The following is a 26898-nucleotide window of genomic DNA, read 5'->3' as shown; positions in this document are numbered from 1 at the left end:
TAGTGTACCGTGTCTAGCTTTCCAAACTAACTCGCTGGGACAATAAGCTGAAATTATGAGAATTTTGAAGGATAATTTATTGAAATTCGATCTTAATACTAGCGAGTTATGCGCGTTTATAAAGCTTTACGGATAATAAAAAAGCAAAGTTCGCTAAAATCTGGCGAGCTTTGCTTTTTTGTGAATGCTATTTTTTTGAACTTAATGAAAAAGGTAAATCTGAGGCAGTATGTTCTTTTGGATTTGGCACGATACCAAGCGTAAAGTCAATTGTACCACCATGACTTAATTCTTCATGGGTGAAGAAAAGTTTTTCTGTTACATCCCCATTGAATTTGGTTTCTTGTAAAAATAGTTGTTGCGGGTGATTTGGTGTGGCATTAATCGTCAATGTCTTGCCACTTGATAATTTTAGAGTGGCTTTTTTGACTAAAGGCATGCCAATTACGTATTCGCCAGTACCGGGGCTGACAGGATAAAAACCAAGTGAATTAAAGATATACCAACCGGCCATACTGCCGTTGTCTTCGTCGCCGGGATAACCGTCTGTGGCGGCGCTAAAACATTCTGTCAGTAAACTTTTAATCAGTGGTTGGGCCATTTCAGGTTTGCCAACGTAACTAAAAAGATACGGATAGTGAAAACTTGGCTGGTTGGAAATTGCCAACTGGCCAAATTCAATGGCGGCCATTTCGCTCATCTCATGAATTTCAAAGCCATAACCAGTCACTTCAAAATCAGGAGATTGGTTACATAATTCAATTAATTTTTCAGTGAAGGCTTTGTTGCCGCCCATTTGATTGATTAGACCTTGGAAATCTTGATAGACCGCAAAACTACTTTGCCAAGTACTGCCTTCTGCGTAATCCTTACCCCAAGAAATCGGCGAAAATCCTTCGCGGAAATTCCCTTCTTTGTCTTTTGCCCGCATAAAGCCTGTTTGGGTATCAAAAATATTTTGATAATTCAGCGCTTGTTGGGCATAATATGTTGCGGTTTGTTCGTCGGCTAATGTTTGTGCTACTTGACTGATACAAAAATCACTGTAGGCATAATCCAGTGTGTGGTTAACTGATTCGTGGTAATCACTTGGCACATAACCATATTTTAAATAATCCAATGTTCCTTGGCGTCCGTAGTTTTGTTTGTCGCTTTGGACTGTCGCTCCCTTTTTCATCGCTTCTAAGAGGCGGGGCATCAAATCAGGACGAATATCTTTAACCGCTGCATCGGCAATCACAGCATCAATTAAAGTACCAGGCATAAGCCCCCGTTCATCTGGTGATAACCATTTTGGTAAAAAGCCGGTTTCTTCATAGCTGGTTAAAAAACCTTCCAGCATTTCTTCGTATTTTTCTTTGGCCACAAGAGAATAAAACGGATAGACAGTTTTATACGTATCCCAAAAACCGTTATTGGTGTATAAAACGCCAGGTTTGACAGTTTTATTAAAGGTATCGTAATGAATTTTTTCCTCATTTTCGTCTAACTCATAAAAGGTTTGCGGGAATAAGAAAATCCGATACAAATTATGATAAAACGTTTTGGTATGGGCAGGATTGGTATGTTCAACTTGCACCCGCTCAAAGTAATTTTCCCATTCAGACTGACTAGCCTGGCGAAAATCAGCTAAGGAAAGTTCTTGTTCTCGCAGGCGATTACGTGTTGCTTGTTCAAAGCTGATAAATGAAGTTCCCAAATGAAGCGTTTGCGTTTTTTCGTTGCCAAAATCCAAGACAATAAAAGTTTTTTCACCAGTGACTTTTTTTAGACTGTGAATGGGTTTTTCAAAGTGAATGGAAAGATAAAAAGTGAAATTATCATCTTCTGCGCCAGAAAAATTCACGACACTGACTTGTAATTCATGGTCATTTGGCTGCGTAATTTCTTTTGCACCAGGTAAAGTAAGCATTAGCCCATTTTGCGTTTTTTCATAATTAATAGCTAAAATGCCCCCATACATACTGGGAATTACAGTCGAAGCAATGTTATAACGCAATTGCCGAATAGAAAGTTCAAAAGGACGAAAAAGCGCTTCTTCTGGTCGATAAGAACTTTGGGCGTGAAATAAAGAAACATCTGCTAGGTCACCGCTGATAGGGGTGAAAAGGACATGGGAAAAATCCCCCATCCACGGACTTGGCTGATGGGTAATACGATAACCTTGAAAGGTGCGGTCTTCTGGATGAAACCACCAACTCCCCTTAGCATCTGTTGTTTGAGGTGCAAAATAATTCATGCCAAAGGGAACGCCAGTGTAAGGGAGGCAGTTGCCGTTTGAAAAGCTGTGTTGATTGGCGGTACCGTGACGTGTATCAATTGTTTCAATCATGCTTTAATCTCCTTTGTTGATTCCCGGACAAAAAGTGTCACGGGAATTTTTTGACTTTGTGGTTTTTGTTTGGTTTTTATCCAACTTAATAAAGCTTTACCGGCTGTTTCACCAATAGCTTTAAAGTTTTGTGAAATGGTAGTAAGCGGTGGATCAACGAAAATGGCTGCTTGAATATTATCAAATCCCACCAAAGAAATATCTTGAGGAATGGCAAATCCGGCTTGTCGCAATGTTCGCATCGCTTGTATAGCCGTGATGTCATTTTCACACACAAAAGCAGTAATTTGATGTTGTTTAACGTAGTCGATTAAACGCTCCTCGCTGGTTGTGTCTTCTTCAAATGATGTATGAAAAGAAATGTGATGTTCCATTAAACTTTGAATATAGCCTAAGTAACGTTGCCGGGTCGATTGTGGGTGATAGTGATCCCCAAATAAATAGGCGATTTTTTTGTGTCCCGCTTTAATGAGATAGTCACAGGCCTCTTTGCCTCCTGCTAAGTTATCTGCTAAAAAAGACGGTAAGTTTAAATCAGGAACTTCTTTATCTAAAAGCACGATGGGAAAATCAGCAAAAGACAATTCAAATAGCACATCCAAATGTTGATTTTCATCTTCTGTGTAGTAAATTAAGCCATCGAACTCATTTTTAATATCTTGGGCTGTATGGGTATTCAAAAAATCATACGTTACCATCATCAACTCATATTGCGCGTTTTGCATAACAGGTAAAATACTCCCGGATAAATTTCCAATGGCAACATCGTCTGTAAAAGGCAGCAAGAGTAAAATTCGATTGGTGGTATTATTTTCTGAAGTTGCACCAGTCACAAAACTGCCTTTTCCTCGGGTACGCTTAATTAGGCCTTGTTGTTCTAATTCATTTAATGCGCGCTTAGAGGTAATGCGGCTAACGTTATATTGCTCAGATAATTCTTTTTCCGTGGGTAATTGGTCACCAGCAGCAAACTTACCACTGGTGATGTTATACTCCAAGTCTCGTAAAATTTTTAAATATAAAGGTTCCATTTTTTTCTCCTTAGTTGGTATATCATATATAGTAGTTTAGCACATATTTTTCTGCTGTAAATAATTAAAAAAACTTTTTTGAAAGCGTAGACATAAAAGAATAAGTACTATATAATCAGTTCATCAGTAAAGATATATCATTTATTAGAGGAGAAAGTAAAAATGACTTATAAAGATATACCAAAATCGATTCAACAATTTATGGATGAAATCACCACCAAATGTGGCAGTGAACATGCTGACTGGGCGGAAAATTTTAATGCCGCATTTGCCAACACATTACTAACAACGGTCAAACGCCATGATGACGGTAGCACTTTTTTATTAACGGGTGATATTCCGGCGATGTGGTTACGGGATTCTACTGCCCAAGTCCGACCTTATCTAGTAGTGGCAAAAGAAGATGAAGATTTAGCAGCGATGATTTCCGGTTTAGTCAAAAAACAATTTTATTATATTAATATCGACCCTTATGCCAACGCGTTTAACGAAGAAGCCAATGGGGCGGGGCACCAAAGCGACCATACTACAATGAACGATTGGATTTGGGAACGAAAATATGAAATCGATTCCTTATGCTATCCAGTACAATTGGCTTACTTGCTTTATAAAAATACTGGCAGAACTGATCAATTCAATGAAGATTTTGTTTCTGGAGTAGATAAAATATTGACGGTCTTTACAACAGAACAAGATCACAGTAACTCTCCTTATACTTTTGTGCGCGATACAGACCGCAAAGAAGATACTTTGATTAATGAAGGAAAAGGAGCTGAAGTTGTGCCAACTGGCATGACGTGGTCAGGATTTCGTCCAAGTGATGATGCTTGTAATTATGGCTATTTAGTTCCTTCTAATATGTTTGCTGTCGTGATTTTAGGTTATTTAGAAGAAATTTTCAGCACGGTTTTAAAAGACGAGGAAGTTGTTGCCTGGGCGCATAAATTAAAAGTTCAAATTGAAGCAGGCATTAAAGAGTACGGCCGTACCACAAATCAAGCAGGCGAAACTATTTTTGCCTATGAAGTCGACGGAAAAGGGAATGCGACGATTCAAGATGACAGTAATGTCCCCAACTTGATTTCAGCGCCATATCTGGGTTACGGCACGATGGATGACCCCCAATATTTGGCAACACGTCAAACTTTACTAAGTAAAGAAAATCCTTATTTTTATGAAGGAAAGTTTGCCAAAGGAATCGGTTCTTCTCATACACCTGAAAATTATGTTTGGCCGATCGCCATGGCAATGGAAGGCATGACAACGGCTGATAAAGCTGAAAAAGAACGCATCTTAAATCAATTAGTTGCAACCGATGCTGGTACGCACTTGATGCATGAAGGTTTTGATGTGGATGATCCCAATCAATACACAAGGGAATGGTTTTCTTGGGCCAATATGATGTTTTGTGAGTTGGTCATGGACTATTTTGATATTCAAGTGAAAAAATAATCAGAACAGGCGGCTGTCGTAATGGCTGGCCGCCATTTTTTAGGAGACGATAGTAATGAAGAAAAAAGTATATATCATTTCCCATAGTCATTGGGATCGTGAATGGTACATGGCGTATGAACAACACCATATGCGTCTGGTTACGTTAATGGACGATTTATTGGAATTATTTGAAACTGACCCGGACTTTAACAGCTTTCATTTAGATGGTCAAACCATTATTTTGGATGACTATTTACAAGTTCGTCCCGAGAAAAAAGAAGCGGTGCAAAAAGCCATTGATGCCGGAAAATTACGCATTGGACCATTTTATATTTTGCAAGATGATTTTTTAACCAGCTCTGAATCCAATGTGCGTAACATGTTAATCGGCATGGAAGATAGTAAAAAATGGGGAACGCCGGTTATGTTGGGCTATTTCCCAGATACTTTTGGCAATATGGGGCAAACGCCGCAGATGATGAAACAAGCGAATTTAGAAGCTGCTGCTTTTGGTCGAGGCGTCAAACCAATTGGCTTTGATAACCAAGTGCTTTCAGACGACAATTACACGTCTCAATATTCTGAGATGAATTGGATAGGCCCAGACGGTACTGATATTTTTGGGCTATTATTTGCCAATTGGTATTCAAATGGGAATGAAATTCCCGCCGAGGAACAAGCGGCGCGCACTTTTTGGGATCAAAAATTAGCAGACGCGGAAAAATTTGCGGCTACAAATCATTTATTAATGATGAATGGGGTCGATCATCAACCGGTTCAAAAGGATGTGGCCCAAGCGATAAAATTAGCCAATGAATTATATCCTGATTATGAATTTATTCATTCGAATTTTACCGATTATTTAGCCGCCGTCAAAGAGGATTTGCCTAAAGATTTAGGTACAGTTGCCGGCGAATTGACTTCGCAAGAAACCGATGGCTGGTTTACTTTAGCCAATACCGCTTCGGCTCGTGTTTATTTAAAACAATGGAATACACGGGTTAGTCGGCAATTGGAAAATGTGACAGAACCTCTTGCGGCAATGGCCTATGACGTTGCCGGCAGTTATCCTTTTGATGAATTGGATTATGCTTGGAAAACGTTGATGCAAAATCATCCCCACGATAGCATTTGTGGCTGTTCTGTTGATGAAGTGCATCGGGAAATGATGCCGCGCTTTGAAAAAGCCAATGAAGTTGGGAAATATTTGGCCGATGCAGCCAGTGAAGCGTTAACAGGTGCAATCGATACTTCAAAATTTCCCAAAGAAAGTTTTCCATTTGTTGTTTTCAATACCGCCGGCACAACTAAAAGTGGCGTAGCTAGCTTTGACATCGAAGTGAAACGGGTGACGTTTGCTGAATTATATCCTGCTGACGGCTACGATAAATTAGCCAAAGAACCGGCACAGACGTATCACGTCATCAATCAAGAAGGTGAAGTTGTACCCGCTGTGATTAGTGAAGAACAAATTCGTTTTGATTACGATTTACCAAAAGATCGTTTCCGCATTCCCTATATGGAAAAATATGTCACTGTGACACTGGATGTAGCAGCAATGAAAGGTTTTTCTTGGGATAGTTTTGCCTTAGTGGTGGGGCAAGACAACAAAATGGATATATCTTTAGTGGCAAAAAACGGACGAGTTTTAGAAAACGACTTTGTCAAAGCAGAAATTCAAACAGACGGTAGTTTAACTTTGACCAATAAGCAAACAGGTAAAACATTAAGAGATTTGTTAGTTTTTGAAGATGTAGGCGATATTGCCAATGAATATATCTTTAAACAACCGGAAGGCGATCACGCGATTTTATCGACTTTTTTCCCACATCAAGTTGAAATAGTAGAAGACAACACTTTAGTGGCAAAAGTCCGCTTAACTCATGAAATGGAAATTCCTAAATCTGCAGCAGCCTTGTTAGATTTAGAACAAAAGAAAGTAGTCGACTTCCGCTTCCGTAAAGCTGGACGCAGTAATGAAACTATTCGTTATCCAATCGTGACCGAAATTACGTTAAACAAAAACAGTAAAATGGTGGAATTTGCGACCACGGTGAATAATCAAGCCAAAGACCATCGTTTGCGGGTCTTATTCCCTACAACGTTAGACGTGTCAACCCATGAAGCTGACAGTATTTATGAAACAGTTGTCCGACCAAATCAGGTTTCAAAACATTGGGAAAATCCTACAAATCCCCAACACCAACATGCTTTTGTCAATTTACATGATGAAGAATTTGGATTAACGGTCTCAAATTATGGTTTAAACGAATACGAAATTGTTGGCGATACTATCGCTTTGACTTTGTTGCGTTGCGTCGGTGAGTTAGGTGATTGGGGCTATTTCCCAACACCAGAAGCGCAATGTCTGGGTGAACATACTTTTAATTATGGAATTGAGCTTCATGGTGCAGCTGACATGCGCTTTGCGAGCTATAAACGCGCTCACAATGCCCAAGTCCCTCTAAGCGTCAAACAAACGAGTGTCCACAGTGGAAAACTTGCGGCAAGTCAGACATTTGTAGAAGTGGCTGGTGAAAAATTTGAACCGACGGCTTTAAAACGCCGTAAAAGCGATGCGGCACTCATTTTAAGAGGCTATAACTTAAGTAGTGAAGAAGAAGACCTAACGTTACAAAAAGCTGGTCAGAAGCCAAATCAGACCTTAAATCTACTAGAAGAACCCGTAAAAGAATATAGCAATACGTTGCACCCTTATGAAATTCGAACTGTCGAATTTTAAAAATTAGATGTTAGTAGAGACCCGAGTTTACCGTGTGCTTACAATCATTGCAGCCTTGTGGCAGCAGGGAAGTAATCTGCATGAGAACTCGGGTATTTGATTAGTAAGGAGAATTTAATGACTACCATTTCAATTGGCTTTCAAACAGACACTGCAAAAACCACAGACGTTGCCCAACGCGTCATGAAGCTGTTTCAAGAATGTGGGTATACATTTTCAACGGCACATCCACGCAAAATTCAGCTGACGCTAGTGCCCACACTAATGCAGGAGTTTTTATATCAAGAAAATGGCGTGCCCCAACTTTTGGCTAAAAATAAGGCGGGTCTGTTTTATGGAGCCGTGCAACTTATTTTGCATGAGCTTTTTAAAGAGGAATGGCAAGTTCAGTTGCCTCAAATAAAAGAACGCGCATTAATGATCGACATTGGGCGTAAGTTTTATCCCCTTGCTACTCTAAAGGGCTTAGTTCGCAGCATGGCACTCTTTAATTTTACGCATTTACAACTGCATTTTTCTGAAAATGAGGGTTTTGGGATTGAATCCAAAATGCATCCCGAAATTGTCTCGCAAAATCATTTGACGCAAGCAGAGGTCCAAGAATTAATTGCTTATTGTCGCACTTTTTATATTGAAATTATTCCAGATATCGACAGCCCCGGTCACTTGGAGCAAGTCTTAAAAAATTATCCCCAGTGGTGTTTAAAACGACTAGAAGCAGAAAACCTCGTATCAGATGTACGTGCATTAGACATTTTGAATAAAAAAGCGGTGGACTTTGTCTTTGAAATTTATCAGGAATACGCGGCTCTTTTTCATGAAAGTCGCTACTTTCACATTGGCGCAGACGAATTTATTGATTTTGACCAAGTCGAAGTTTATCCGAGTTTACAACAAGCGGCCGTTGAAAAATTTGGCCAAGAAGCTAGCGGAATTGAGATTTTTATTGCTTATGTCAATCAATTAGTGGCAAAAATGAGCGCTTTGGGTTTTACAGTCCGGGTGTGGAATGACGGTTTTTACCGCTTAAATCGCAATGAACAATTGGAACTAACCCAAAATTGTGAAATTTCTTATTGGACTCGTTGGCATAAAAACATGGCACCAGTGACTACTTTTTTTGAAAAAGGGTACAACGTCGTGAACCATAACGACAATTACTTTTATTATGTTTTGGGGGAAATGGCAGGTTATACCTATCCCACTTATGAAAAAATCCAAAAAGAATTTCAACTCAATTTGTTTGCCAACAATCAGTCGGTATCCCCACGTTATTTAGCTCAAACACCAATGATCGCCCTTGCTATTTGGGCCGATCAGGCAGAGGCTCAAACCCCTCGTGAAGTAATGGAAGCAGTCTTTTTCTTACAGGCGGCTTTAAATGAAAAAGTACATGGTTTAGTCCGAGATAAAGCACAATACATGCCACTTTTTCGTCACTGGCAAAAATAATCCGTGTCATTTAATGGAAAGAAAGCGTGAAAATCCCTCATTATTTTGGTGACCTTTTCACAAATAAAAAAACAAAATAAATTACTTATTTCCCTGTAAATTTTTTAATGAATTTAAGACAAAAATAACGCACCTTTATGAGAAATGCTTTTCGCTTTTATAAGTTGACAGCCCTTACGACAAACATTAGAATAAAGTTGTGTCTAAAACACATATGCATGTAGGCATATTGATAATTTCAGATTAAAGTTTATCAAAAAACTACGAACAATAATTGAATAAGGATAGTACGGAGGTGGATCTATTGACTTTAATGTATATTCTCCTCGCTATCATCGGTTTAATTGTCGGTGTTTTATTAGGGCTGTCTGTTGCTAAATCTCGTCACGAAAAAGAGATCGCAGGGGCACAAAATTCTGCTCAAGGGATTTTGACCAGTGCGCAAAAAGAAGCGGAAACTCTAAAAAAAGAAGCCTTGTTAGAAGCTAAGGAAGAAAATCAGAAGTATCGTGCAGAAATTGAAAGTGAGTTGAAGGAAAGCAAACTTGAATTAAAAACCCAAGAAAATCGCTTGCTCCAAAGAGAGCAGCTGCTTGATCGCAAAGACGACTCAATTGAAAAACGCGAAAACTCACTGGAAGAAAAAGAAACAAAACTTAGTGCGAAACAGCAATTAATTGACGAGCGAGAAAATGAAGTCGAAAAATTAATCGAAGGACAACAGCAAGAACTTGAAAAAATCGCTGCTTTGTCCCGTGATGAAGCCAAAGAGATCATCATGAAATCAACCGAAGAAGAGTTGAACCATGAATTGACCTTGATGGTAAAAGAGTCTGAGCAAAGAGCGAAGGAAGAAGCGGATCGTAAAGCCAAAAACTTATTGTCCCTTGCCATCCAACGTTGTGCTGCAGATCAAGTTTCCGAGATGACAGTCTCTGTTGTTTCATTGCCAAACGATGAAATGAAAGGACGAATCATCGGTCGTGAAGGCCGTAATATTCGCACTTTAGAGACCTTGACCGGGATTGATTTGATTATCGATGATACGCCAGAAGCAGTGGTGTTATCAGGATTTGATCCAATCAGACGGGAAATTGCCCGCATGACTTTGGAAAAACTAATCCAAGATGGTCGGATTCATCCAGCTCGGATCGAAGAAATGGTGGAAAAATCTCGTAAAGAAATGGATGAACGTATCCGTGAATACGGGGAAGAAGCTGCTTTTGAAGTGGGCGCCCACACCTTGCATCCAGATCTGATTAAGATTTTAGGACGCTTGCATTTTAGAACAAGCTACGGTCAAAATGTCTTGAACCACTCCATTGAAGTTGCTAAATTATCAGGTATCTTAGCTGCTGAACTTGGTGAAGATGTCCAACTTGCCAAACGAGCAGGATTGCTTCACGATATCGGGAAAGCACTAGACCATGAAATTGAAGGCTCTCACGTGGAAATTGGTGCGGAATTAGCCGCTAAGTACAAAGAAAACCCTGTTGTAATTAACGCTATTGCTTCACACCATGGCGATACCGAAGCAACTTCCGTAATCTCTGTCTTAGTAGCTGCCGCCGATGCTTTATCGGCTGCCCGTCCTGGTGCCCGCAGTGAATCATTGGAAAACTATATTAAACGCTTGGAAAACTTGGAAAATATTTCCAATAGTTTCCCAGGAGTTGAATCAAGCTTCGCTGTCCAAGCTGGTCGCGAAGTTCGGGTTATGGTTAAACCAGAAGAAATCTCTGATTTGGATTCGGTTCGTTTAGTTCGCGATATCCGTAAAAAAATCGAGGATGAATTGGATTATCCGGGCCACATTAAAGTAACTGTCATTCGTGAAACACGAGCGACAGATTACGCGAAATAGAAATTACAACCTTAAAAAACCATTTAAGCGACTTTGCTTAAATGGTTTTTTTGCGCAAATAAACGACTCGCTGATTAAGAGTCAGCGGGTCGTTTATTTAGGACTAAAAAATTTTCTGTTAAAAGCTAACTACTATTTTTTTACTCCCAATCAATCTTCAACAGTTCATTCATCTCATGATAAGCTGTTTCAATACGTTGACGTTTTGTCTCAGGGACGGTTTTGGCGTATTTACCTCCGGGAAGATAATTTTCGGCCAAGAATACTTGATAGTCTTGGGATTGGACAGTGCCGTATTCTGGATGCTGATAAGTGCGACCGACAATGGGTTCTTTATCTACCCAGGTAGGATGGGCGACTACGTTTTCAATTACTGTTTTCGCTTTTTCTTTTTTGATAGCCACTTCCATGACTACGCCGCGTTCTGTCCAATAATTTTGTAAGGATTCATAACGTTGATCCGAAATTAAATTACCCATGGAATAAATAATAAATTTCTTCTCGCCATCTTTTTGGATTGTTTCGGTTGGTTCAGCTACGTGGGGATGTCCCCCAAAGATGATATCTGCCCCTAAATCGATCATTTGGCGGTATTTGGTTTGTTGTTCTTCATTTGGCTCTAAGGCGTATTCCACACCATCTTGCGGCATGACGATTGTGATATCGGCAATTTTTTCGGCTTTTTTCAAATCTTTGGCAACTTTTTCCATGTTCAAGTCTTTCAAATGATTGTTATATTCTGCTGTGGTGAGACTGGCTTCAATACCGTTAAAACCATAGGAATAAGCTAATAAAGCAATTTTTATTCCATTCACTTCTTTGACCAAAATATCTTTTGTTGTATCGGTTTTGACCCCAATGGTTTCCATGCCGATGTTTTGAAAAGCGGCGACGGTTGAGTGGAGACCTTCTAAACCAGTATCTAAAATATGATTGTGGGCTAAATCGACGACGTCAAAGCCAGCTGCTTTAATGCTATCGGCTACCGCTTGAGGAGCGTTGAAAATGGGATAACCCGTTAATTCGCGTTGGGGGTTAATCGTACCTTCAAAATCACCTAAAGATAAATCGGCTTTTTTTAGTAAAGGTGAAATTTGTGCGTAATCATTTTTTAAGTCGTAACCCTTGCCATCATAGGCACTGCGATACAAAATATCGTGATAGAGCATATCACCACTCGCAGTGATGGTGGCGCGTTTTACTTTCTCCGTTTGTTTTGTGGTGGCTGTTTTATCGACTTTTTGTGACGTATGTATGGTTTCTTCTCCTTGTGCTTGTTTTGTCTGTGTCGCATCGGGTTTTGCTGTAAACGCTTTTAAAACAAAGCAGGCAACAAGCGCAAGCAAAAGTAGAGTCATGACGATGATCAACTGTCGTTTTTGGGCGATTTGTTTTGCTTTCATTTTTTCTAACCGCGATTTTTTCATGATATACCTCCTGTAAATAAAATTAAAAGTGATGCTACTTAATAGTTTACTTGTAGAACTGGAGAAAAGATAGAAGATTATCGGGAAAATAACGTGCAAAATCGGTCAACAGAGATCAATTTTTGGCTTCTTATAACATAGTTGGTAAAAAAACGTTATTTAGGCTACCATAAAACTAACTACATAAGTTAAAATCAACAGTTGAAAAAAGTTAATAAAAATCTAGCCGCTATTTTTAGTGACTGCCAATAGACTGTTAGAAGCGGTCTTTGTGTAATAGATAAGGAGAACATTTCATGAAAGAAAAATTAAAGGAACTGATGAGCTGGTTAAAAAAGCATAGCTTACTATTACGGTTAATTTTCTTTGGCTCTATTTTAATTTTCGTGGCCAATCAAGTTGCCAATATTGCTCATGGCATGAGTTGGGCAGAAGTTGGTCAAACAATGGGTAAACAGGCAAATAGCACCTTGATTTTAATGGCTTTACTAGGCTTTGTCGGTGTTTTGCCGATGCTGGGTTACGACTGGGTAACTATTTCCATTTTAGAAGCGGCCGGACGACAAAAAATGCCGCGAGGTAGTTGGTTCATTGCCGCATGGACGACAAATACAATTAATAATCTGGCCGGCTTTGGTGGCATTGTCGGCGCCAGTCTACGAAGCAATTTTTATGGCAAGAATTTTGATCGTAAAAAAGTTTTAGCCACCGTTTCAAAAGTTGCTTTTTTTATGTTTAGTGGGTTATCCCTTTGGGCATTGTGGCTACTGGTGGACATTTTTTTACTGCACCATACCAGTCATTTTCGTAATTATTGGATTTGGCTTGTGGGGGGGAGTTTGTATGCACCGGCACTCTTTACTTTGACGTATTTGCGGCGCAAAAAATTGTTTCGTGACCTTTTTCCAAAAAGGGTGATTCAATTGGCGTTCACGTCTTTTTGCCAGTGGGCCGGCGCTCTAGCGGTTTTTTTAGGAATTGGGTATTTGATGCAGTTGGATGTGGCTCTTGCACAAGTGTATCCGATGTTTTTGATTGCGACGTTAATTGGAATGTTGACGATGGTGCCTGGTGGTATGGGTACTTTTGATGTTTTAATGATTTTGGGGCTAGGACAGTTGGGATTGTCCCAAAACCAGACAGTTGTCTGGTTACTGTATTACCGGCTCTTTTATTATTTGATTCCTTTTTTAAGTGGGTTAATCTTATTTGTTTCTCAAACCGGTGTGAAATTCAATCGCTTTTTTGATAATTTACCGCGCCTCGTCTTACAGCGGGTAGCCCATATAATTGTGGTGATTGCAGTTTATTTTGCTGGTATTATGATGGTTTTACTTTCAACAGTAACCAATTTGTCTAATCTCAGTCAAATTTTTGAATTTTTACTGCCCTTTTCCTTTAATTTTTTAGACCAGACTTTGAATTTGTTAATTGGCTTTGTCTTGTTAGGACTGGCCCGTGGGTTATATAGCAAGGTGAAAAGAGCATACGTACCGACTCTATTTGTCTTAGTATTTGGGATTGTTAATACGATTTCTCGCACCCGGTCACTGCGGTTAATGGTTGTTTATTGTTTAATCTTACTCGCTGTTTTGTTCGCCCGCAAAGAATTTTATCGAGAAAAATTCGTTTATTCGTGGGGGGCAATCATTTTTGATGTCGCCTTATTTGGAACATTATTGGTTGCTTATGCTGTCGCAGGATTTCACAGTGGACAGTGGTGGAACGCCAACTTAATGGGAGGTCAATTTGTTTTATTTCCTTCTGATGACGTTTGGATTTCGGGGATGATTGGTTTAGGTGTCGGGGCATTGACATTGTTATCTTTACAACAATATTTAACGCGCAGTTCTGAAACCCTAGGAGAGTCTTTTGACCAAATGCGTTTTGAAAAATTACTAACGCGCTATGGGGGGACAAAATCGAGTCAGCGCTTGGAACTGTCAGGTTATCATTACTATTACTATCAAGTGAACGGCCAAGATCGCGTAGTGTTTGGCTATCAAATAAAAAGTAATCGCTGCTTTATTTTAGGCGAACCAATTGGAGATAAAACGCTGTGGCAACAAGCAACTCAAGCATTCATGGTCGCAGCCGATAACCTGGGTTATCAACTGGCTTTTTACAAAATTAGTGAAAAGTTTGTGGTGCAGCTCCATGACTTAGGCTTTCAATTTGCTAAAATCGGGGAGACAGGCACAGCTAATTTAGGGACTGCTGATTATTTACAGCAAGAGGTTTATCGCAAATTGAGTGTGCAAGGATATACCTTCAAAAAATATGAAACACTACCGGCTGAACTTTTACCCCAATTAGCTGCTGTTTCAAATGCGTGGTTAAATGGTAAAGGAGAAAAATACTTTGGCAATGGCCGTTTTGAAACAGATTATATTCTAAAAAGTCCAGTAGCGGTGGCGCGTAATAATGAAAATCAAATTGTTGGTTTTATTACGCAACAGGCGATTTCTCCAAATTGGGTTTCCTATGATTTATTGCGCATTCTGCCGGAAGCACCCAAAGAGTTGGCAAACTTTTTGGTTTTGGGGATGCTGGCAAGTTGGGAACAAGCCGGGTTTAAAAAAGTTGATTTAGGCATGGTGCCATTAGCCCAAGTTGGCGCGGGACCTTTTGCCTTTTTTGAAGAACGGATTATGAATATTATTTATCGGTATGGGAATGCAATTTATAATTTTCAAGATAATTTCAGTGGGAAACAAAAATATGTGACCCACTGGGAAGGTTGTTATTTTGCGTATTTAAAAGGCAGCAACTTTTATCTGGCAGCGGCACAACTTTTACGCTTGATTGGGCGGGGGAAAAATAAAGGCCCAACCCTTGTAGAAGAAGTAATCTTAGAAGAGTAAAAAAAGCGTAACCACTCGCTGTAAAGTTCTTAGCGTTAGAATTGTGTTCTAACTTTAAGGGACAATACAAAAGAGTAGTTACGCTTTTTAATTTTTAAGCCTTCCGACGGCGGGCAAATTCTAAGAAACGGAATTTGTCTAACTTGTGAATGGATTCGGTATATTCAAAACAGCGGGTATCTTCCAGAAAGACTAAACTACGAACAAAAACGGCGTGTTGGTCTTCTAAGGACAATTCCATCAATTCGCGAATTTCTTTGTCCACGGGTTCCACGGTAATTTCTTTTTGGGCATAGGCAATTACTAAACCAAGATCATTTTCCAAATAGCCGTAAAGAGAGTCTTCCGCTTTTTTTATAGGTAATGCTGGAATAATATCCAAAGCTAAGTAATCACGATCTAAAATGGCAACTTCACCATCAATTTTACGCTGACGCACCAACTTCCAAGCTTCACTTGCTACGGGCCAGTCTGTTTTTTGACTAAGGCTAGGAGAGACAGCAACTTTCTTTAATTCCACTACTTTGGTTTCGTTTGGAATGTGTTGTGCTTCTTGCAGTTCTTTAAAGCTGGTTAGGCCAGAAATAGGAAAATCAAAACGATTAATATCTAGGACAATAGAACCTTTGCCTTGTTTTTTTTGAATATAACCGGCATCTTTTAATAAATTCAGTGCTTTACGGACGGTTTCCCGTGAGACATTGTATACCTTAATCAGTTGATTTTCACTTGGTAACAATGATTGTGGGGGATATTCACCATTTAGAATCTTTTGTTCCAAGTCTAAAAAAATCTCGCGAAATTTATTCATTACGTCCCCTCCCAGTCCTCATTGTAGAAATCATTTTAATAAAAAGCAACTTTCTTTAGTAAAATCGTATGATTTAAGCGTATATAAATGTGACGCACTAAAAGATAACGAATTTATTCCGTTTTTATTTTTGTAATAGTTCATCCATGTTCAGTTCGGTTAATTCATGACAAGTTAGGTCTGCGCCATGTAATGGTTCACCAGATAAAACCCCAACTGCATACATGTTGCAGGCTTTAATGCCGTCAATTCCAGCTTGTGCATCTTCAAAACCAACGGCTTCTTCTGGTTGGATATTTAAAAGTTCAGCAGCTTTAATAAAAATTTCTGGATCTGGTTTGCCTTTGTGTAAGGTTGCTGGATCGACGATACCGGCAAATTGGTCTTTAACGCCCAATTTTTCTAGGATAAAAGGTGCATTCTTTGAAGCTGAAGCAATCGCGCAAGGAACGCCTTTTGTACTTGCTTGGTCCAAAAATTCTTTAACTCCTGGTAATAAATCAGCAGGGGTTAATGATTGTAATAACTCAACATAATGGGTATTTTTTTTCGCAGCCAACGCTTCTTTTTGATCTAAAGTAAAATCATTTTCTTTACCACCATGAGCCAAAATCCGATCAAGAGAATCCATGCGGCTGATGCCCTTTAATTGTTCGTTGAATTTTAAATCAACGTCGACACCAATTTCTGTGCCTAAATCGCGCCATGCAATAAAATGATATTTTGCAGTATCTGTAATGACACCATCCAAATCAAAGATAAAACCTTTTTTCATAAACTTTCTCCTCATTTCCTTTTTTTATCTAAAAGCGGAGCATCATACTCGCTTTTTTTCTTATTTTTATATTTTACACCTTACTGATAAGGAATCTTTGTTTGGATTCCTGCTTTTAGTGTAACAGGTTTATCGCAAACATGAATCGTAATCGTTTCATCGGCTGTGATTGTAATTTCACTTTGGGATATAGCAATATCAAAGTGCACGCCACGAATTTTTAGTTTATAAGCCAGTGATTCCCAAGCTTTTGGTAAGTTTGGGGTTAAATTTAAGACTTCTTGCCGAATATCCAAACCGGCAAAAGTAGTCAATGGAATGTAAAGTGTGGCTGCCATGACACCGGCGTGGATGCCTTCTGCAGTCGTTCCTCCTTGGATATCCCGATAATCCGAATAAAGGGCCTCTTTGTAAAGTTGCCATGCTAAATCTTGGTCGTCTACCATGGCAGCAAGTTGGGCATGGACTACCCGCGATAAAGTCGAGCCATGGGAAGTGCGGGCTAAATAATAAGCCAGATTTTTTGTTACATAGTCTTTAGGTAGATCATAGTTTAGATCTTGCAATATTTCGCTGACTTTTTTTTGCGGAAAATTATAGAAGATCATTAAACTATCGGCTTGCTTGGCAACTTTGTATTCATCTGCGGAGTGCCCCTCTGCATTCAAGATGCGATCCATCCGGTAAACATTGCCGTATTTTTCTTTGTAGTAATCCCAATCCAAATCTTTTAAGTCAAAATAGCCGGCAAATTGCGCGATAATCCCTTCATCGTTTATTTCCAAAGCTAATTTGTTTTTGATTGCAGTCATTTGCTGTAGCGTATCTGCAGTTAAGCCGGTTTTTTCAGCTGCTGCCGCAAAATCTTGGGGTAAAAGTTCTTGTAGTCGCTCAATTTCTTCAAACAGCCATACGACCATCATATTCGTATAGGCATTGTTTTTCAAACCGCCTTTTTTGGCATTGGGGTAGCTTTCGTGAAATTCATCTGGTCCCATCACATGATCAATCGTGTAACGCTGTAATTCTTCATCCCACTGGGCCGCACTTTCCCAAAAATGGGCAATTTCTAACAGCAGTTCTAAACCATATTGTTTCATAAAATCTTCATCTTGCGCATTATTAAAGTACTGCCAAATATTATAAGCAATTGCTAAAGAAACATGACGTTGCAAGCGGCTGTGATCTTCTTTCCATTTGCCGCTAATGGGATTTAAATGTAGTTCTTGTGATTGTTCAGTACCATCTAAGCCAGATTGCCAAGGGAACATTGCACCTTTATAGCCGGCTTTTTTGGCATCAATCTTAGCTGCTGGCAAGCGGCGGTAGCGATACAATAAAATCTCCCGTGCTGTTTTAGGAAAATGAATAATGTAAAAAGGCAAAATAAATAATTCATCCCAAAAAATATGGCCGCGATAAGCTTCACCATGTAAGCCGCGAGCAGTAATAGAGGCATCCAACCCCTTATTGCCATTGGGTGAAGCAGAAGATAAAAGATGATAGGTGTGAAGATTTAATAATTTTTGACTCATTAAATCTCCTGTGACTGTAATTGCCGCTTTGTCCCACAAAATTTGCCAGGCAGCAGCAGATTCTGCCGCACTTTTTTCAAATGTGGGTAGAGACACCTGATCCAAATCGATGCGAAGAGGTGTTTCTTCTTTGCGTCGTTGTGCGACACTGACTGTTTTGTCTAGGGTATACCAAGTATTTTCTTTAGCAGAAATGGTTAATTTTTGACGGGCAACTTTTCCTTCTAGCGTGTTTTCTAATTGCGTCAAATCAAGATCCTGACTAAAAAGTTCGGAGTATTGCGTGACCGTGATCTGAGAAGCTTTGGTTTTCGCTACTAGGAGCGCTTTTGTTGCTTGCACATTTAGAGCGACAATATCCAAATGATTTTTCGTTAAGCTGCGATAACGAGCAACGTTGTAGTTGTAAACATCCCCATCTGCTTCTGAAACAAGCGTAATAGTACCCGAAAAGTTCAGTGGCATAAAAGCATATTGCAGGCTATATTGCTCAGTCTGTTGCATATTCGCAATTTTTTTGACAGTAAGCGCAATTTCTTTTCCCGTTTTGGTGGTAACGATAGCATTTGCATGAAATAAGCCCGTTTTTAAGTGAAGGGTGCGGGTCAATTTTTTTATTTGCTCTTTTTCAAAAGCAATTTTTTCATTATCGACAATTAAATAAATCTTTTGCAAATTAGGCGCATTAACGAAATCTTCATTGTAAATTGTTTGATTAGAGACCACAGATGCAGCGGTGTTATATAGGCTGGCCAAATAAGTAGCTGGATAGTGATCATCGCTGATTTCCATTTCTGGCATGGTTCCTCTTAAACCCATAAAGCCATTCCCGACAGTTAAAAGAGATTCAACGGAATATTCGTCTTTCCCAGGGCGATAGCCATGATAGCTTACTTGCCATTTCAATTTTTCTGCTGCTTCATTAAAATCTTCGCTGGCAAAAACAAAGGGCAAGTTGAGTTTTTCGGTTAACCATTGACTTAATTCAAAAATTCCTTCTGGTTGTTCCAGTAAAACCTCATCTCCCGTCAGAATGCCCCCAGCAATCGAAGTATTTGCTAAAGTGTCTAACAATTGTTGTGCTTTTTCTGCCGGAGCACCTGTAAAGGTTAAATTTTCTGTGGGTAATTCCAACTGCCAAGCAGCAGCTTGTGTATTTATCTTTGCCAGTTTCATAAAATGCTCCTCTCTTTTACTTGTCTATACATGTAAATTGATTATAAGATAATTTGATAACGATTTCAACTGTTAAAAGTAATTTTAAAATATAATGATAATAACAAATCTGTTTAAAATAAAAAAGTTTTGCTATTTTTACGTGGGATAATTTCAAGGTTTATATAAGGTAAGTATTTTTTTGAAAATGAGAAAATGACGTTTTTTGTTAATAAAACGCTTGCAAAAAAGTTTGCCGCAAGGTATGATTGCTTTAGTTGATTAACTTATATATACAAGTTAAAAATGAAAGGGGTTTTAACCATGGGAAAATTCCAATAAGATGCAGAACAATTGTTGAAAGAATTAGGCGGTAAAGAAAATATTGCCGCAGTTACCCACTGTGTGACAAGAATGCGCTTTGTTTTAAACGATGACAGTAAAGCGAATGTACCTGCCATTGAAGATTTATCTAGTGTCAAAGGTACATTTACAAATGCTGGACAATTTCAAGTCATCATTGGAAATGAAGTGCCGGATTTTTATAATGATTTTTCGGCGATATCAGGAATTGAAGGCGTTTCAAAAGAAGCGAGTAAATCAGTCGCCAAACAAAATCAAAATATTGCCCAACGTTTAATCGGTGTTTTAGCAGAAATCTTTACCCCGTTGTTACCAGCGATTATCGTCGGTGGTTTGATGTTAGGTTTCCGTAACTTTTTAGAAGGTGTACCACTGGATATGTTAGGTGGTCAAACGATTACGGAATCTTCTGTTTTTTGGAATGGTGTCAACGGTTTCTTGTGGTTACCCTGTGAAGCGATTTTCCACTTCTTACCAGTTGGAATTACGTGGTCAATCACCCGTAAAATGGGAACCACACAAATTTTAGGGATTATTTTAGGGATTACTTTAGTTTCACCGCAATTATTAAATGCTTATGCTGTAAATGGTACCAGTGCCGCAGATATTGCGAAGAATTGGACTTGGGATTTCGGCTTTTTCACAATCGAAAAGATTGGTTATCAAGCGCAAGTTATTCCTGCAATGTTAGCTGGTTTTATGTTAGTTTACTTGGAACGCTTCTTTAGAAAACACATTCCAGAAGCTGTTTCTATGATTTTTGTACCGTTGTTTTCACTATTACCAACTATTTTAGCCGCACACATGATTTTAGGCCCAATCGGCTGGCAAATCGGGTCTGGTATTTCTTATGTGGTAAATGCCGGCCTATCTTCATCATTTAGCTGGTTATTTAGTTTAGTATTTGGTGGTCTGTATGCACCATTGGTTATTACCGGGTTGCATCACACAACTTTAGCGATTGACACACAATTAGTAGCCGACTTTGGTTCTACTAACTTGTGGCCAATGATCATGCTCTCAAATATCGCCCAAGGTACGGCAGTATTAGCGATTTACTTCCAACACCGCGGTAATAAAAAGGAAGAACAAATTTCTGTGCCAGCGACAATTTCGGCTTATCTAGGGGTTACTGAGCCCGCGATGTTTGGGATTAACTTGAAATATGTTTATCCATTTGTTGCGGCAATGGTCGGTTCTGCCATTGGCGGTATGTTAATTACAATCACCAATACACGAGCTTTAGGTATCGGTGTTGGGGGACTACCTGGTTTTCTATCATTTAAAATCGAAAATTATCCAATGGTATTTATTTCCATGATTGTCACCATGGTAATTACATTTGTTATGACGTATGTTTTCCGCAAAGTCAAAGTTTTAAATAAATTAGAACCACAATTAGATGAAAGTGGTTTAGCTATGGCGACAGCTGGCGGCCCTGCTGTCAGCGTAACACATGCAACAGAAGGCGCAAGTGTTTCTGATAATGCGCCAGGGATTGTAACAAAAGAAGCAATTTATGCTCCCGTAGAAGGGGAAGTTATCGCGATTGGACAAGTGTCTGATCCTGTCTTTTCACAAAAAATGATGGGAGACGGTTTTGCTGTAAAACCAAAAGCCCAAGAAATTTATGCCCCTGTGAATGGTAAAATTATGAGTATTTTTGAAACCAAACATGCGATTGGAATTAAGACGCCAGCTGGGGCTGAAGTCCTAGTGCATATGGGCTTAGATACAGTGGAATTAAACGGTTCACCTTTTGATGTGAAAGTGAAAGTGGGAGACAGCGTAACGCCAGATACTTTATTGTCCCTTATGAATTTAACAGAAGTGTTGGATGCAGGCAAAAAGACAGATGTCGTGGTCGCTTTCACCAATACTGAAAAAATTGCCGGTTTCACTTTAAATAAAACCGGTGAAATTGCCCAACAAACAAAAATTGGTGAAGTTGAGGTAGTAGAATAGTAATTTTAGTAAAAAAACAAGCCCGCACTGTTAAGGTGTCGGGCTTGTTTTAATATTATTTGGATTTAAATGAAAATAGAATCTGTTAAGGTAGAAGAATAATTCTTCTACCTATTTTTTTGCCTGTATATTGAACTAATCATCTGAGGTGTGACATTCGCTTGATTATAGTGTGACAATTTCCACTATGAAAGCGAGAACAAAACTTCTTATGAAGACTATATAATAAAAAGTGCCAGGAGGTAAAACAAATGAATGAACGTATCCGGAAAATTCTTTCTTTATTGATTCGTAATCCTGAGTTAAAAATGAATGATTTGACAATGAAATTAAGTTTAACTAAACGTCAAATTAATTACGCTATTAATTCCTTTAATAGTGAATTGCAATTGAAAAGTATTCCACAGATTCAACGAAATCATAGTGGAGATTTTGAAATTCCCTTAGAAGTAATTCAAATGCTGACAACTGAAGAAAGTAAGCAGAGCTTTTACAGTATTGCTGATGGTTTGTCAGAAAGTGATCGTGCGGCTTTGATTTTGATGCTTTTAATAACAGATACTAGTTATGTTGGGCTGGATCATTTTACTGATTTATTAGATGTCAGCAAAAGTACTATTGTTGAGGATGTGAAAAAAGCTGAATGGTTGGCCTCTAAATATGAGTTAGATTTAGTCTATGATCGTATCAATGGTTACAGTTTAAAAGGTTCTGAACATCGGCTTTTGCAATTGATGTCTGATATGGTTCACCAACATCCTATTTTTCAAGAAAATAAGGTGCGTGATTTTCTCGCATCAAATATTAGTGAAGAAGAAGTTATTCATCTTATTCATGGTATGGAACAAATGCTGCATTTGAGTTATTCAGATGAATCTGTAGACTATTTACAATCCGCTGCCCGCTTTTTGATTAGTCGCGGCTTACGGGAAAAAAGTAATACTGATTTTCTACAAGAACGAGTGTGTCAAACGCCTGAATACAAGTTGTTGCAGATTTTAGTAAGTGAGACAAAATGGCAGTTAAGCCCAAAATATTTGGAATGGCTGACATTGCTATTTTTAACCTCTAATATTTTTGAAAAAAAGACAACACAAGATTTTGATTCCGATATACAACTACGGCATCTTATCCATCAGATGGTGGATGTATTTCAAAATCAAACATTAATTTTAGTAGAAGATAGAGAAAATTTTGAACGACGGATTTTAAACCATTTACGGCCTGCGTGTTTTCGCATTCGTTATAATTTGAGTTTAGGAGTTTATTCGTTAGAAAATTTAATCCAAGATAGTAATCACGGTATTCTTGTAGAATTGATGAAAGAATTGATTATACCCATTGAAAAGTGGTTAGGAAAAGCTTTTCCCGAAGATGAGTTAAATTTATTATCTTATTATTTTGGCTTTCAACTCACGAGTCATGATCAACAGCAAAAGCAAAAACCAAGAGCGGTAGTTGTTTGTACAAATGGTGTAATGGTATCAAAACTAATGCGGGAAAGCTTAAAACAGTTATTTCCTGAAGTACATTTTTTAGCCTCATTTTCAGTACGGGACTTTTATCATTTCGAAGAAGATTATGATTTAGTTTTTACAACAACACCACTAAAAACGAGCTTGGTACAATTTATCGTTGATCCGATAATGTCTTATAAAGAACAGATTAATTTACGTTATCGCGTGTTAGCTGAATTGGGAATTGATCAAATGGATCAAGCGGTGGATGAATTAATTGCAATTATTCAACAGCATGCTAAAGTGAACGACCTGCGCAATCTAAAAGAAGAATTACAATATTTTTTATTGCAAACCAATAATAATTCACCTATAGAAAATCATAAGGTGCTCCCTTCTTTGACCCACTACTTAAAGCCTAATTTTATTAAAATTATAGATGAAAACATCACATGGCAAGAGGCTGTGAAAATGGCTTGTCAACCATTATTGGAAAGTCATATTATTGATGAATTTTTTTATGAAGATTGCATTCGGCAAATCCAAGACGAAAATTATTCGGGCTATCTGGGGACTCAAACGTGTATCCCTCATACGACCATTGAACATGGTGTGTTAAGAGATGGTGTCAGTTTGTTAATTAGTCAAAAGCCAATCCAATTTCCTGGGGGTCATCAAGTTTCGCTCATTATGCCGCTGGCCTTTTATGACTTAACTCGCCATCTACGTGCGATTAATCAAATTGCATCCATTAGTGAAAATGAAGCTTTGATTCAAAAATTAAAGAAATCAGATGAGGTAACAAGCTATCAACTAATACGACAATATACGTAATAAAACTTAGAGAGGAGAAAAAATGAAATTAGAAGAGTATCCAAAATTGACAATCATTATGCGAGGCTATTCTTTTGACCAAGCTGAAGCAATTTTAAAAGCAATGGCAGGATTTGAAAATGAGTACGCAGTGGAAATGACTTTAAATACAGAAAATGCATTACACCATATTAAAAGATTGAATCATCAATTTGGTGACAAAATAAGAATTGGTGCAGGCACTGTTCGAACATTAGAAGATGCAAAAGCAGCCTATGAAGCAGGCGCAAAATTTTTATTAGGCCCCCATATTTTTACAAAAGAAATGTTAGCGTTTGCTAATGAAAAGAAGATGCTAGCTATTCCAGCGGCGATGACACCTTCAGAAATTGATGAAATGTTTAAGAACGGTGCAGACATTGTCAAAATTTTTCCGGCGGCTGTTGTTACACCACGCTTTTTCAAAGATGTCCAAGCACCATTAGGAAAATTGCCTCTAATGGGAGTTGGGGGAGTTAGCATTAAAAATGCTAAAGAATTTTTTGATAATCAAGCTAGTTATTTAGGAATCGGTTCAGGAATGTTCAATAAAGTCGATATTGAAAATTTAAATGTACCTAGTCTAGCTCAATCATTAAAAGCATTGTTAGAAATAATAAAATAAGAATAATTTTTCTGCGTTTTGAGGAGGAGAAAATAGATGGAAGTATATCTTCATGAAGAATTAGTCTTTCGTGATCTAGATGCCAAAAGTTCTGATGAAGCGTTAGACTATTTAGCAACACAACTATTTAAAAATGGTTATGTAAAAAAACAATATATTACAGCAATCAAGGAACGTGAAAGAGAATATCCAACTGGATTACCATCAACGCAACCAATAGTAGCAATTCCACATGCAAATTATGAATTAGTAAATGAAACAACATTAGCAATTGCTACGTTAAAAGAACCAGTAGAATTTCATAATATGGAAGAAAATGCTGCTACTTTGCCCGTGAAAATTATTATTATGATGGCAATTGGTGAACCTCATGGACAAGTAGAAATGCTTCAAAAAATTGTAGGATTAATCCAAGATGAGCCTTTACGACAAAAAATGGTAGCGGCTCACGATAATCTTGAATTATTAAAATTAGTCGAAACAGCAATCAATTAAAACTTATAAAAATGGAGGAATTTATTATGAAAAGAATTTTAGTAGCTTGTGGGAATGGTATTGCAACTTCAACAGTAGTCGCGTCTAAGGTAAAAGAATACTTAACGGAGCAAGGGCTTCAAGTAGAAACTACTCAAACAAAATTAATGGAAGTGCCAGGAAAAGTTCAAGGTTATGATTTATTAGTAACAACAGGTCAATTTGATGGGCAAACTGGGGATGTCCCTGTCGTAAAAGGAATGCCTATCTTAACTGGGATTGGTGCCGATAAAACAATGGAAGAAATTTTATCCCAATTGCAAGACTAATCAACGAAATCGGAGGTAGAAGATTAAGATGAATATTATTATGGATGTATTTAATTTTTTCATTGATGCTGGCCCAACCGTGATGTTACCTGTAATCATTACAATTATTGGTCTGATTTTTGGCTTAAAAATTACTCGAGCATTTAAATCTGGCTTAACGCTAGCAATTGGTTTTGCTGGGATCAAGTTGATTTTAGATTTTATGACCACGAATGTGGGGCCTGCAGCCAAAGCAATGGTAGAACGAACTGGCGTAAAACTTGATGCTTTGGATGTGGGATGGGGTTCTATTGCTGCCGTTACCTGGGCATCACCTATTATCGCTATTTTAATTTTTGCTATTTTAATTGTTAATATTGTTTTGTTAATTTTGAAGAAAACCCAAACTTTGGATGTAGATATTTGGAACTATCATCACATGGCAATTGTAGGGGTTATGGTGTATTTTGTAACAAAAAACGTTTTTCTAGGTGTCGGTGCTTCCATTATCATGGCAGTTATTACCTTCAAAATGTCCGACTGGTCTCAACCGTTAGTTGAAGATTTCTTTGGAATCCCTGGGGTATCACTACCGACAGTCTCTGCGTTGTCTTCACTTGTGATTGCTTGGCCGTTAAATTGGCTTTTAGATAAAATTCCATTTTTCCGTAAATCAAAATTTACCATTAAAGATGCACAGAAGTATCTTGGGTTTTTCGGTGATTCTATGATTATGGGACTCGTTATTGGTTTAGTTATCGGCTTTTTAGCTGGCTATGATATTAAAGCTGTATTGCAGTTAGGTGTCAGCATGTCAGCGGTTTTAGTTTTAATTCCAAAAATGACAGCGCTATTTATGGAAGGATTAATGCCAATTTCTGATGCAGCGCAAAAATGGTCACAAGAAAAATTCAAAGGACGCCGTCTATTTATTGGTTTGGATGCTGCGGTTGTGGTAGGAAATCCTGATGTTATTACAACTGCATTAATTATTATTCCATTAACTATTGCAGTCGCTTTAGTTTTACCTGGCAATCGCGTACTACCTTTTGCTGATTTGGCGGTTGTTCCTTTCCGCGTGGCCATGGTAGTAGCGTTGACTCGTGGTAATTTGTTGAAAAATATCGTTATCGGCTTAGTTGTAACGGCATCATTATTATGGTGTGGTACAGCAACTTCCCCAATTTTGACAGCAATTGCAAAACAAGTGGGAATTAATTTAGGTTCTAGTTCAATGCTAATTTCCTCTTTTGCGGCAACATCTATGATCCAAAGCTATTTAGTATTTTTAGCTTTTGCTTACAAACCAATTATTGGTATTCCAGTTTTACTTATCGTATTTGCAGGAGCTTGGTACTATTTTGATAAAATCAAACACATTAACAAAGAAACTGAAGAAACTGTTACTGAATAACATAGTATCGTAAGAAA

Annotated in this window: 17 protein-coding genes; 11 read left to right on the top strand and 6 right to left on the bottom strand. The window is 38.3% G+C overall.

Going from position 1 to position 26898, the window contains the following annotated elements:
- Window positions 1-187: 187 nt before the first annotated feature.
- Together RK01_RS09820 and RK01_RS09815 are read right to left on the bottom strand one after the other, a co-directional pair.
- Window positions 188-2332 (bottom strand): GH92 family glycosyl hydrolase, encoded by a 2145-nt coding sequence (locus RK01_RS09820; protein ID WP_016173126.1) that lies wholly within the window; start codon window positions 2330-2332, stop codon window positions 188-190.
- A complete protein-coding gene (locus tag RK01_RS09815) occupies window positions 2329-3363 on the bottom strand; it encodes a GntR family transcriptional regulator (RefSeq protein WP_016173125.1) in 1035 nt (344 codons plus the stop codon). Before RK01_RS09815 ends, RK01_RS09820 begins: the two co-directional genes overlap by 4 nt.
- A gap of 162 nt (window positions 3364-3525) precedes the next feature.
- Between RK01_RS09815 and RK01_RS09810 the strand changes: the two genes are divergently transcribed.
- From RK01_RS09810 to rny, 4 genes are all read left to right on the top strand, one after another.
- Complete coding sequence (locus tag RK01_RS09810; protein WP_016173124.1) at window positions 3526-4815, top strand: glycoside hydrolase family 125 protein; 1290 nt, start codon at window positions 3526-3528, stop codon at window positions 4813-4815.
- Window positions 4816-4870: 55 nt separating this feature from the next.
- Window positions 4871-7540, top strand: coding sequence for an alpha-mannosidase (locus RK01_RS09805; RefSeq protein WP_016173123.1), 2670 nt, complete (start codon window positions 4871-4873; stop codon window positions 7538-7540).
- Between the two features lie 117 nt (window positions 7541-7657).
- A complete protein-coding gene (locus RK01_RS09800; protein WP_016173122.1) occupies window positions 7658-8992 on the top strand; it encodes a family 20 glycosylhydrolase in 1335 nt (444 codons plus the stop codon).
- Window positions 8993-9305: 313 nt separating this feature from the next.
- Window positions 9306-10856: a ribonuclease Y gene (gene rny / locus RK01_RS09795; protein WP_034864855.1), complete on the top strand. Its 1551-nt coding sequence runs from the start codon at window positions 9306-9308 to the stop codon at window positions 10854-10856.
- A gap of 140 nt (window positions 10857-10996) precedes the next feature.
- Here rny and RK01_RS09790 read toward each other — a convergent pair whose 3' ends face one another.
- Window positions 10997-12283, bottom strand: coding sequence for a CapA family protein (locus RK01_RS09790; protein WP_016173120.1), 1287 nt, complete (start codon window positions 12281-12283; stop codon window positions 10997-10999).
- Window positions 12284-12579: 296 nt separating this feature from the next.
- Here RK01_RS09790 and mprF point away from each other — a divergent pair, with 296 nt between their 5' ends.
- Window positions 12580-15147 carry a bifunctional lysylphosphatidylglycerol flippase/synthetase MprF gene (gene mprF / locus RK01_RS09785; RefSeq protein WP_016173119.1) on the top strand — a complete coding sequence of 856 codons (2568 nt, stop codon included), beginning with the start codon at window positions 12580-12582 and terminating at the stop codon, window positions 15145-15147.
- A 94-nt stretch (window positions 15148-15241) separates the two neighbouring features.
- Here mprF and treR read toward each other — a convergent pair whose 3' ends face one another.
- The 3 genes from treR to RK01_RS09770 all read right to left on the bottom strand — a co-directional run bounded on the left by treR (window position 15242) and on the right by RK01_RS09770 (window position 19444).
- Entirely contained in the window at window positions 15242-15958 is a 717-nt protein-coding gene (gene treR / locus RK01_RS09780) for a trehalose operon repressor (RefSeq protein WP_016173118.1), read from the bottom strand.
- A gap of 124 nt (window positions 15959-16082) precedes the next feature.
- Entirely contained in the window at window positions 16083-16733 is a 651-nt protein-coding gene (pgmB, locus tag RK01_RS09775; RefSeq protein WP_016173117.1) for a beta-phosphoglucomutase, read from the bottom strand.
- Window positions 16734-16813: 80 nt separating this feature from the next.
- Window positions 16814-19444, bottom strand: coding sequence for a glycoside hydrolase family 65 protein (locus RK01_RS09770; RefSeq protein WP_016173116.1), 2631 nt, complete (start codon window positions 19442-19444; stop codon window positions 16814-16816).
- Window positions 19445-19777: 333 nt separating this feature from the next.
- Here RK01_RS09770 and treP point away from each other — a divergent pair, with 333 nt between their 5' ends.
- The 6 genes from treP to RK01_RS09740 all read left to right on the top strand — a co-directional run bounded on the left by treP (window position 19778) and on the right by RK01_RS09740 (window position 26881).
- The gene (treP, locus tag RK01_RS09765; protein ID WP_244874964.1) at window positions 19778-21751 is read left to right on the top strand and encodes a PTS system trehalose-specific EIIBC component; all 1974 of its coding nucleotides are present in this window, start codon (window positions 19778-19780) and stop codon (window positions 21749-21751) included.
- 251 nt (window positions 21752-22002) lie between these two features.
- Window positions 22003-24042 carry a BglG family transcription antiterminator gene (locus tag RK01_RS09760; RefSeq protein ID WP_016173114.1) on the top strand — a complete coding sequence of 680 codons (2040 nt, stop codon included), beginning with the start codon at window positions 22003-22005 and terminating at the stop codon, window positions 24040-24042.
- A gap of 22 nt (window positions 24043-24064) precedes the next feature.
- Window positions 24065-24685 carry a bifunctional 4-hydroxy-2-oxoglutarate aldolase/2-dehydro-3-deoxy-phosphogluconate aldolase gene (locus RK01_RS09755; protein ID WP_016173113.1) on the top strand — a complete coding sequence of 207 codons (621 nt, stop codon included), beginning with the start codon at window positions 24065-24067 and terminating at the stop codon, window positions 24683-24685.
- Between the two features lie 36 nt (window positions 24686-24721).
- A complete protein-coding gene (locus RK01_RS09750; protein WP_016173112.1) occupies window positions 24722-25180 on the top strand; it encodes a PTS sugar transporter subunit IIA in 459 nt (152 codons plus the stop codon).
- A 26-nt stretch (window positions 25181-25206) separates the two neighbouring features.
- Window positions 25207-25488 (top strand): PTS sugar transporter subunit IIB, encoded by a 282-nt coding sequence (locus RK01_RS09745; RefSeq protein WP_016173111.1) that lies wholly within the window; start codon window positions 25207-25209, stop codon window positions 25486-25488.
- Between the two features lie 28 nt (window positions 25489-25516).
- Complete coding sequence (locus tag RK01_RS09740; protein ID WP_016173110.1) at window positions 25517-26881, top strand: PTS galactitol transporter subunit IIC; 1365 nt, start codon at window positions 25517-25519, stop codon at window positions 26879-26881.
- Window positions 26882-26898 lie beyond the last annotated feature (17 nt).

Source organism: Enterococcus dispar ATCC 51266, assembly GCF_000406945.1.
GTDB classification, from domain to species: Bacteria; Bacillota; Bacilli; order Lactobacillales; family Enterococcaceae; genus Enterococcus_C; species Enterococcus_C dispar.
Note: the sequence above shows the minus strand (reverse complement) of the source record. Positions and strands in the feature narration are given on the sequence as shown.

Excerpts from the sequence above, each read along its gene's own strand:
- rny (WP_034864855.1), top strand. The coding sequence starts at position 9,306 with ATGTATATTCTCCTCGCTATCATCGGTTTAATTGTCGGTGTTTTATTA.
- RK01_RS09820 (WP_016173126.1), bottom strand. The coding sequence starts at position 2,332 with ATGATTGAAACAATTGATACACGTCACGGTACCGCCAATCAACACAGC.
- RK01_RS09760 (WP_016173114.1), top strand. The coding sequence starts at position 22,003 with ATGAATGAACGTATCCGGAAAATTCTTTCTTTATTGATTCGTAATCCT.
- mprF (WP_016173119.1), top strand. The coding sequence starts at position 12,580 with ATGAAAGAAAAATTAAAGGAACTGATGAGCTGGTTAAAAAAGCATAGC.
- RK01_RS09810 (WP_016173124.1), top strand. The coding sequence starts at position 3,526 with ATGACTTATAAAGATATACCAAAATCGATTCAACAATTTATGGATGAA.
- RK01_RS09800 (WP_016173122.1), top strand. The coding sequence starts at position 7,658 with ATGACTACCATTTCAATTGGCTTTCAAACAGACACTGCAAAAACCACA.
- pgmB (WP_016173117.1), bottom strand. The coding sequence starts at position 16,733 with ATGAAAAAAGGTTTTATCTTTGATTTGGATGGTGTCATTACAGATACT.
- RK01_RS09790 (WP_016173120.1), bottom strand. The coding sequence starts at position 12,283 with ATGAAAAAATCGCGGTTAGAAAAAATGAAAGCAAAACAAATCGCCCAA.
- RK01_RS09815 (WP_016173125.1), bottom strand. The coding sequence starts at position 3,363 with ATGGAACCTTTATATTTAAAAATTTTACGAGACTTGGAGTATAACATC.
- treR (WP_016173118.1), bottom strand. The coding sequence starts at position 15,958 with ATGAATAAATTTCGCGAGATTTTTTTAGACTTGGAACAAAAGATTCTA.
- RK01_RS09755 (WP_016173113.1), top strand. The coding sequence starts at position 24,065 with ATGAAATTAGAAGAGTATCCAAAATTGACAATCATTATGCGAGGCTAT.
- RK01_RS09745 (WP_016173111.1), top strand. The coding sequence starts at position 25,207 with ATGAAAAGAATTTTAGTAGCTTGTGGGAATGGTATTGCAACTTCAACA.
- RK01_RS09770 (WP_016173116.1), bottom strand. The coding sequence starts at position 19,444 with ATGAAACTGGCAAAGATAAATACACAAGCTGCTGCTTGGCAGTTGGAA.
- RK01_RS09805 (WP_016173123.1), top strand. The coding sequence starts at position 4,871 with ATGAAGAAAAAAGTATATATCATTTCCCATAGTCATTGGGATCGTGAA.
- RK01_RS09750 (WP_016173112.1), top strand. The coding sequence starts at position 24,722 with ATGGAAGTATATCTTCATGAAGAATTAGTCTTTCGTGATCTAGATGCC.
- RK01_RS09740 (WP_016173110.1), top strand. The coding sequence starts at position 25,517 with ATGAATATTATTATGGATGTATTTAATTTTTTCATTGATGCTGGCCCA.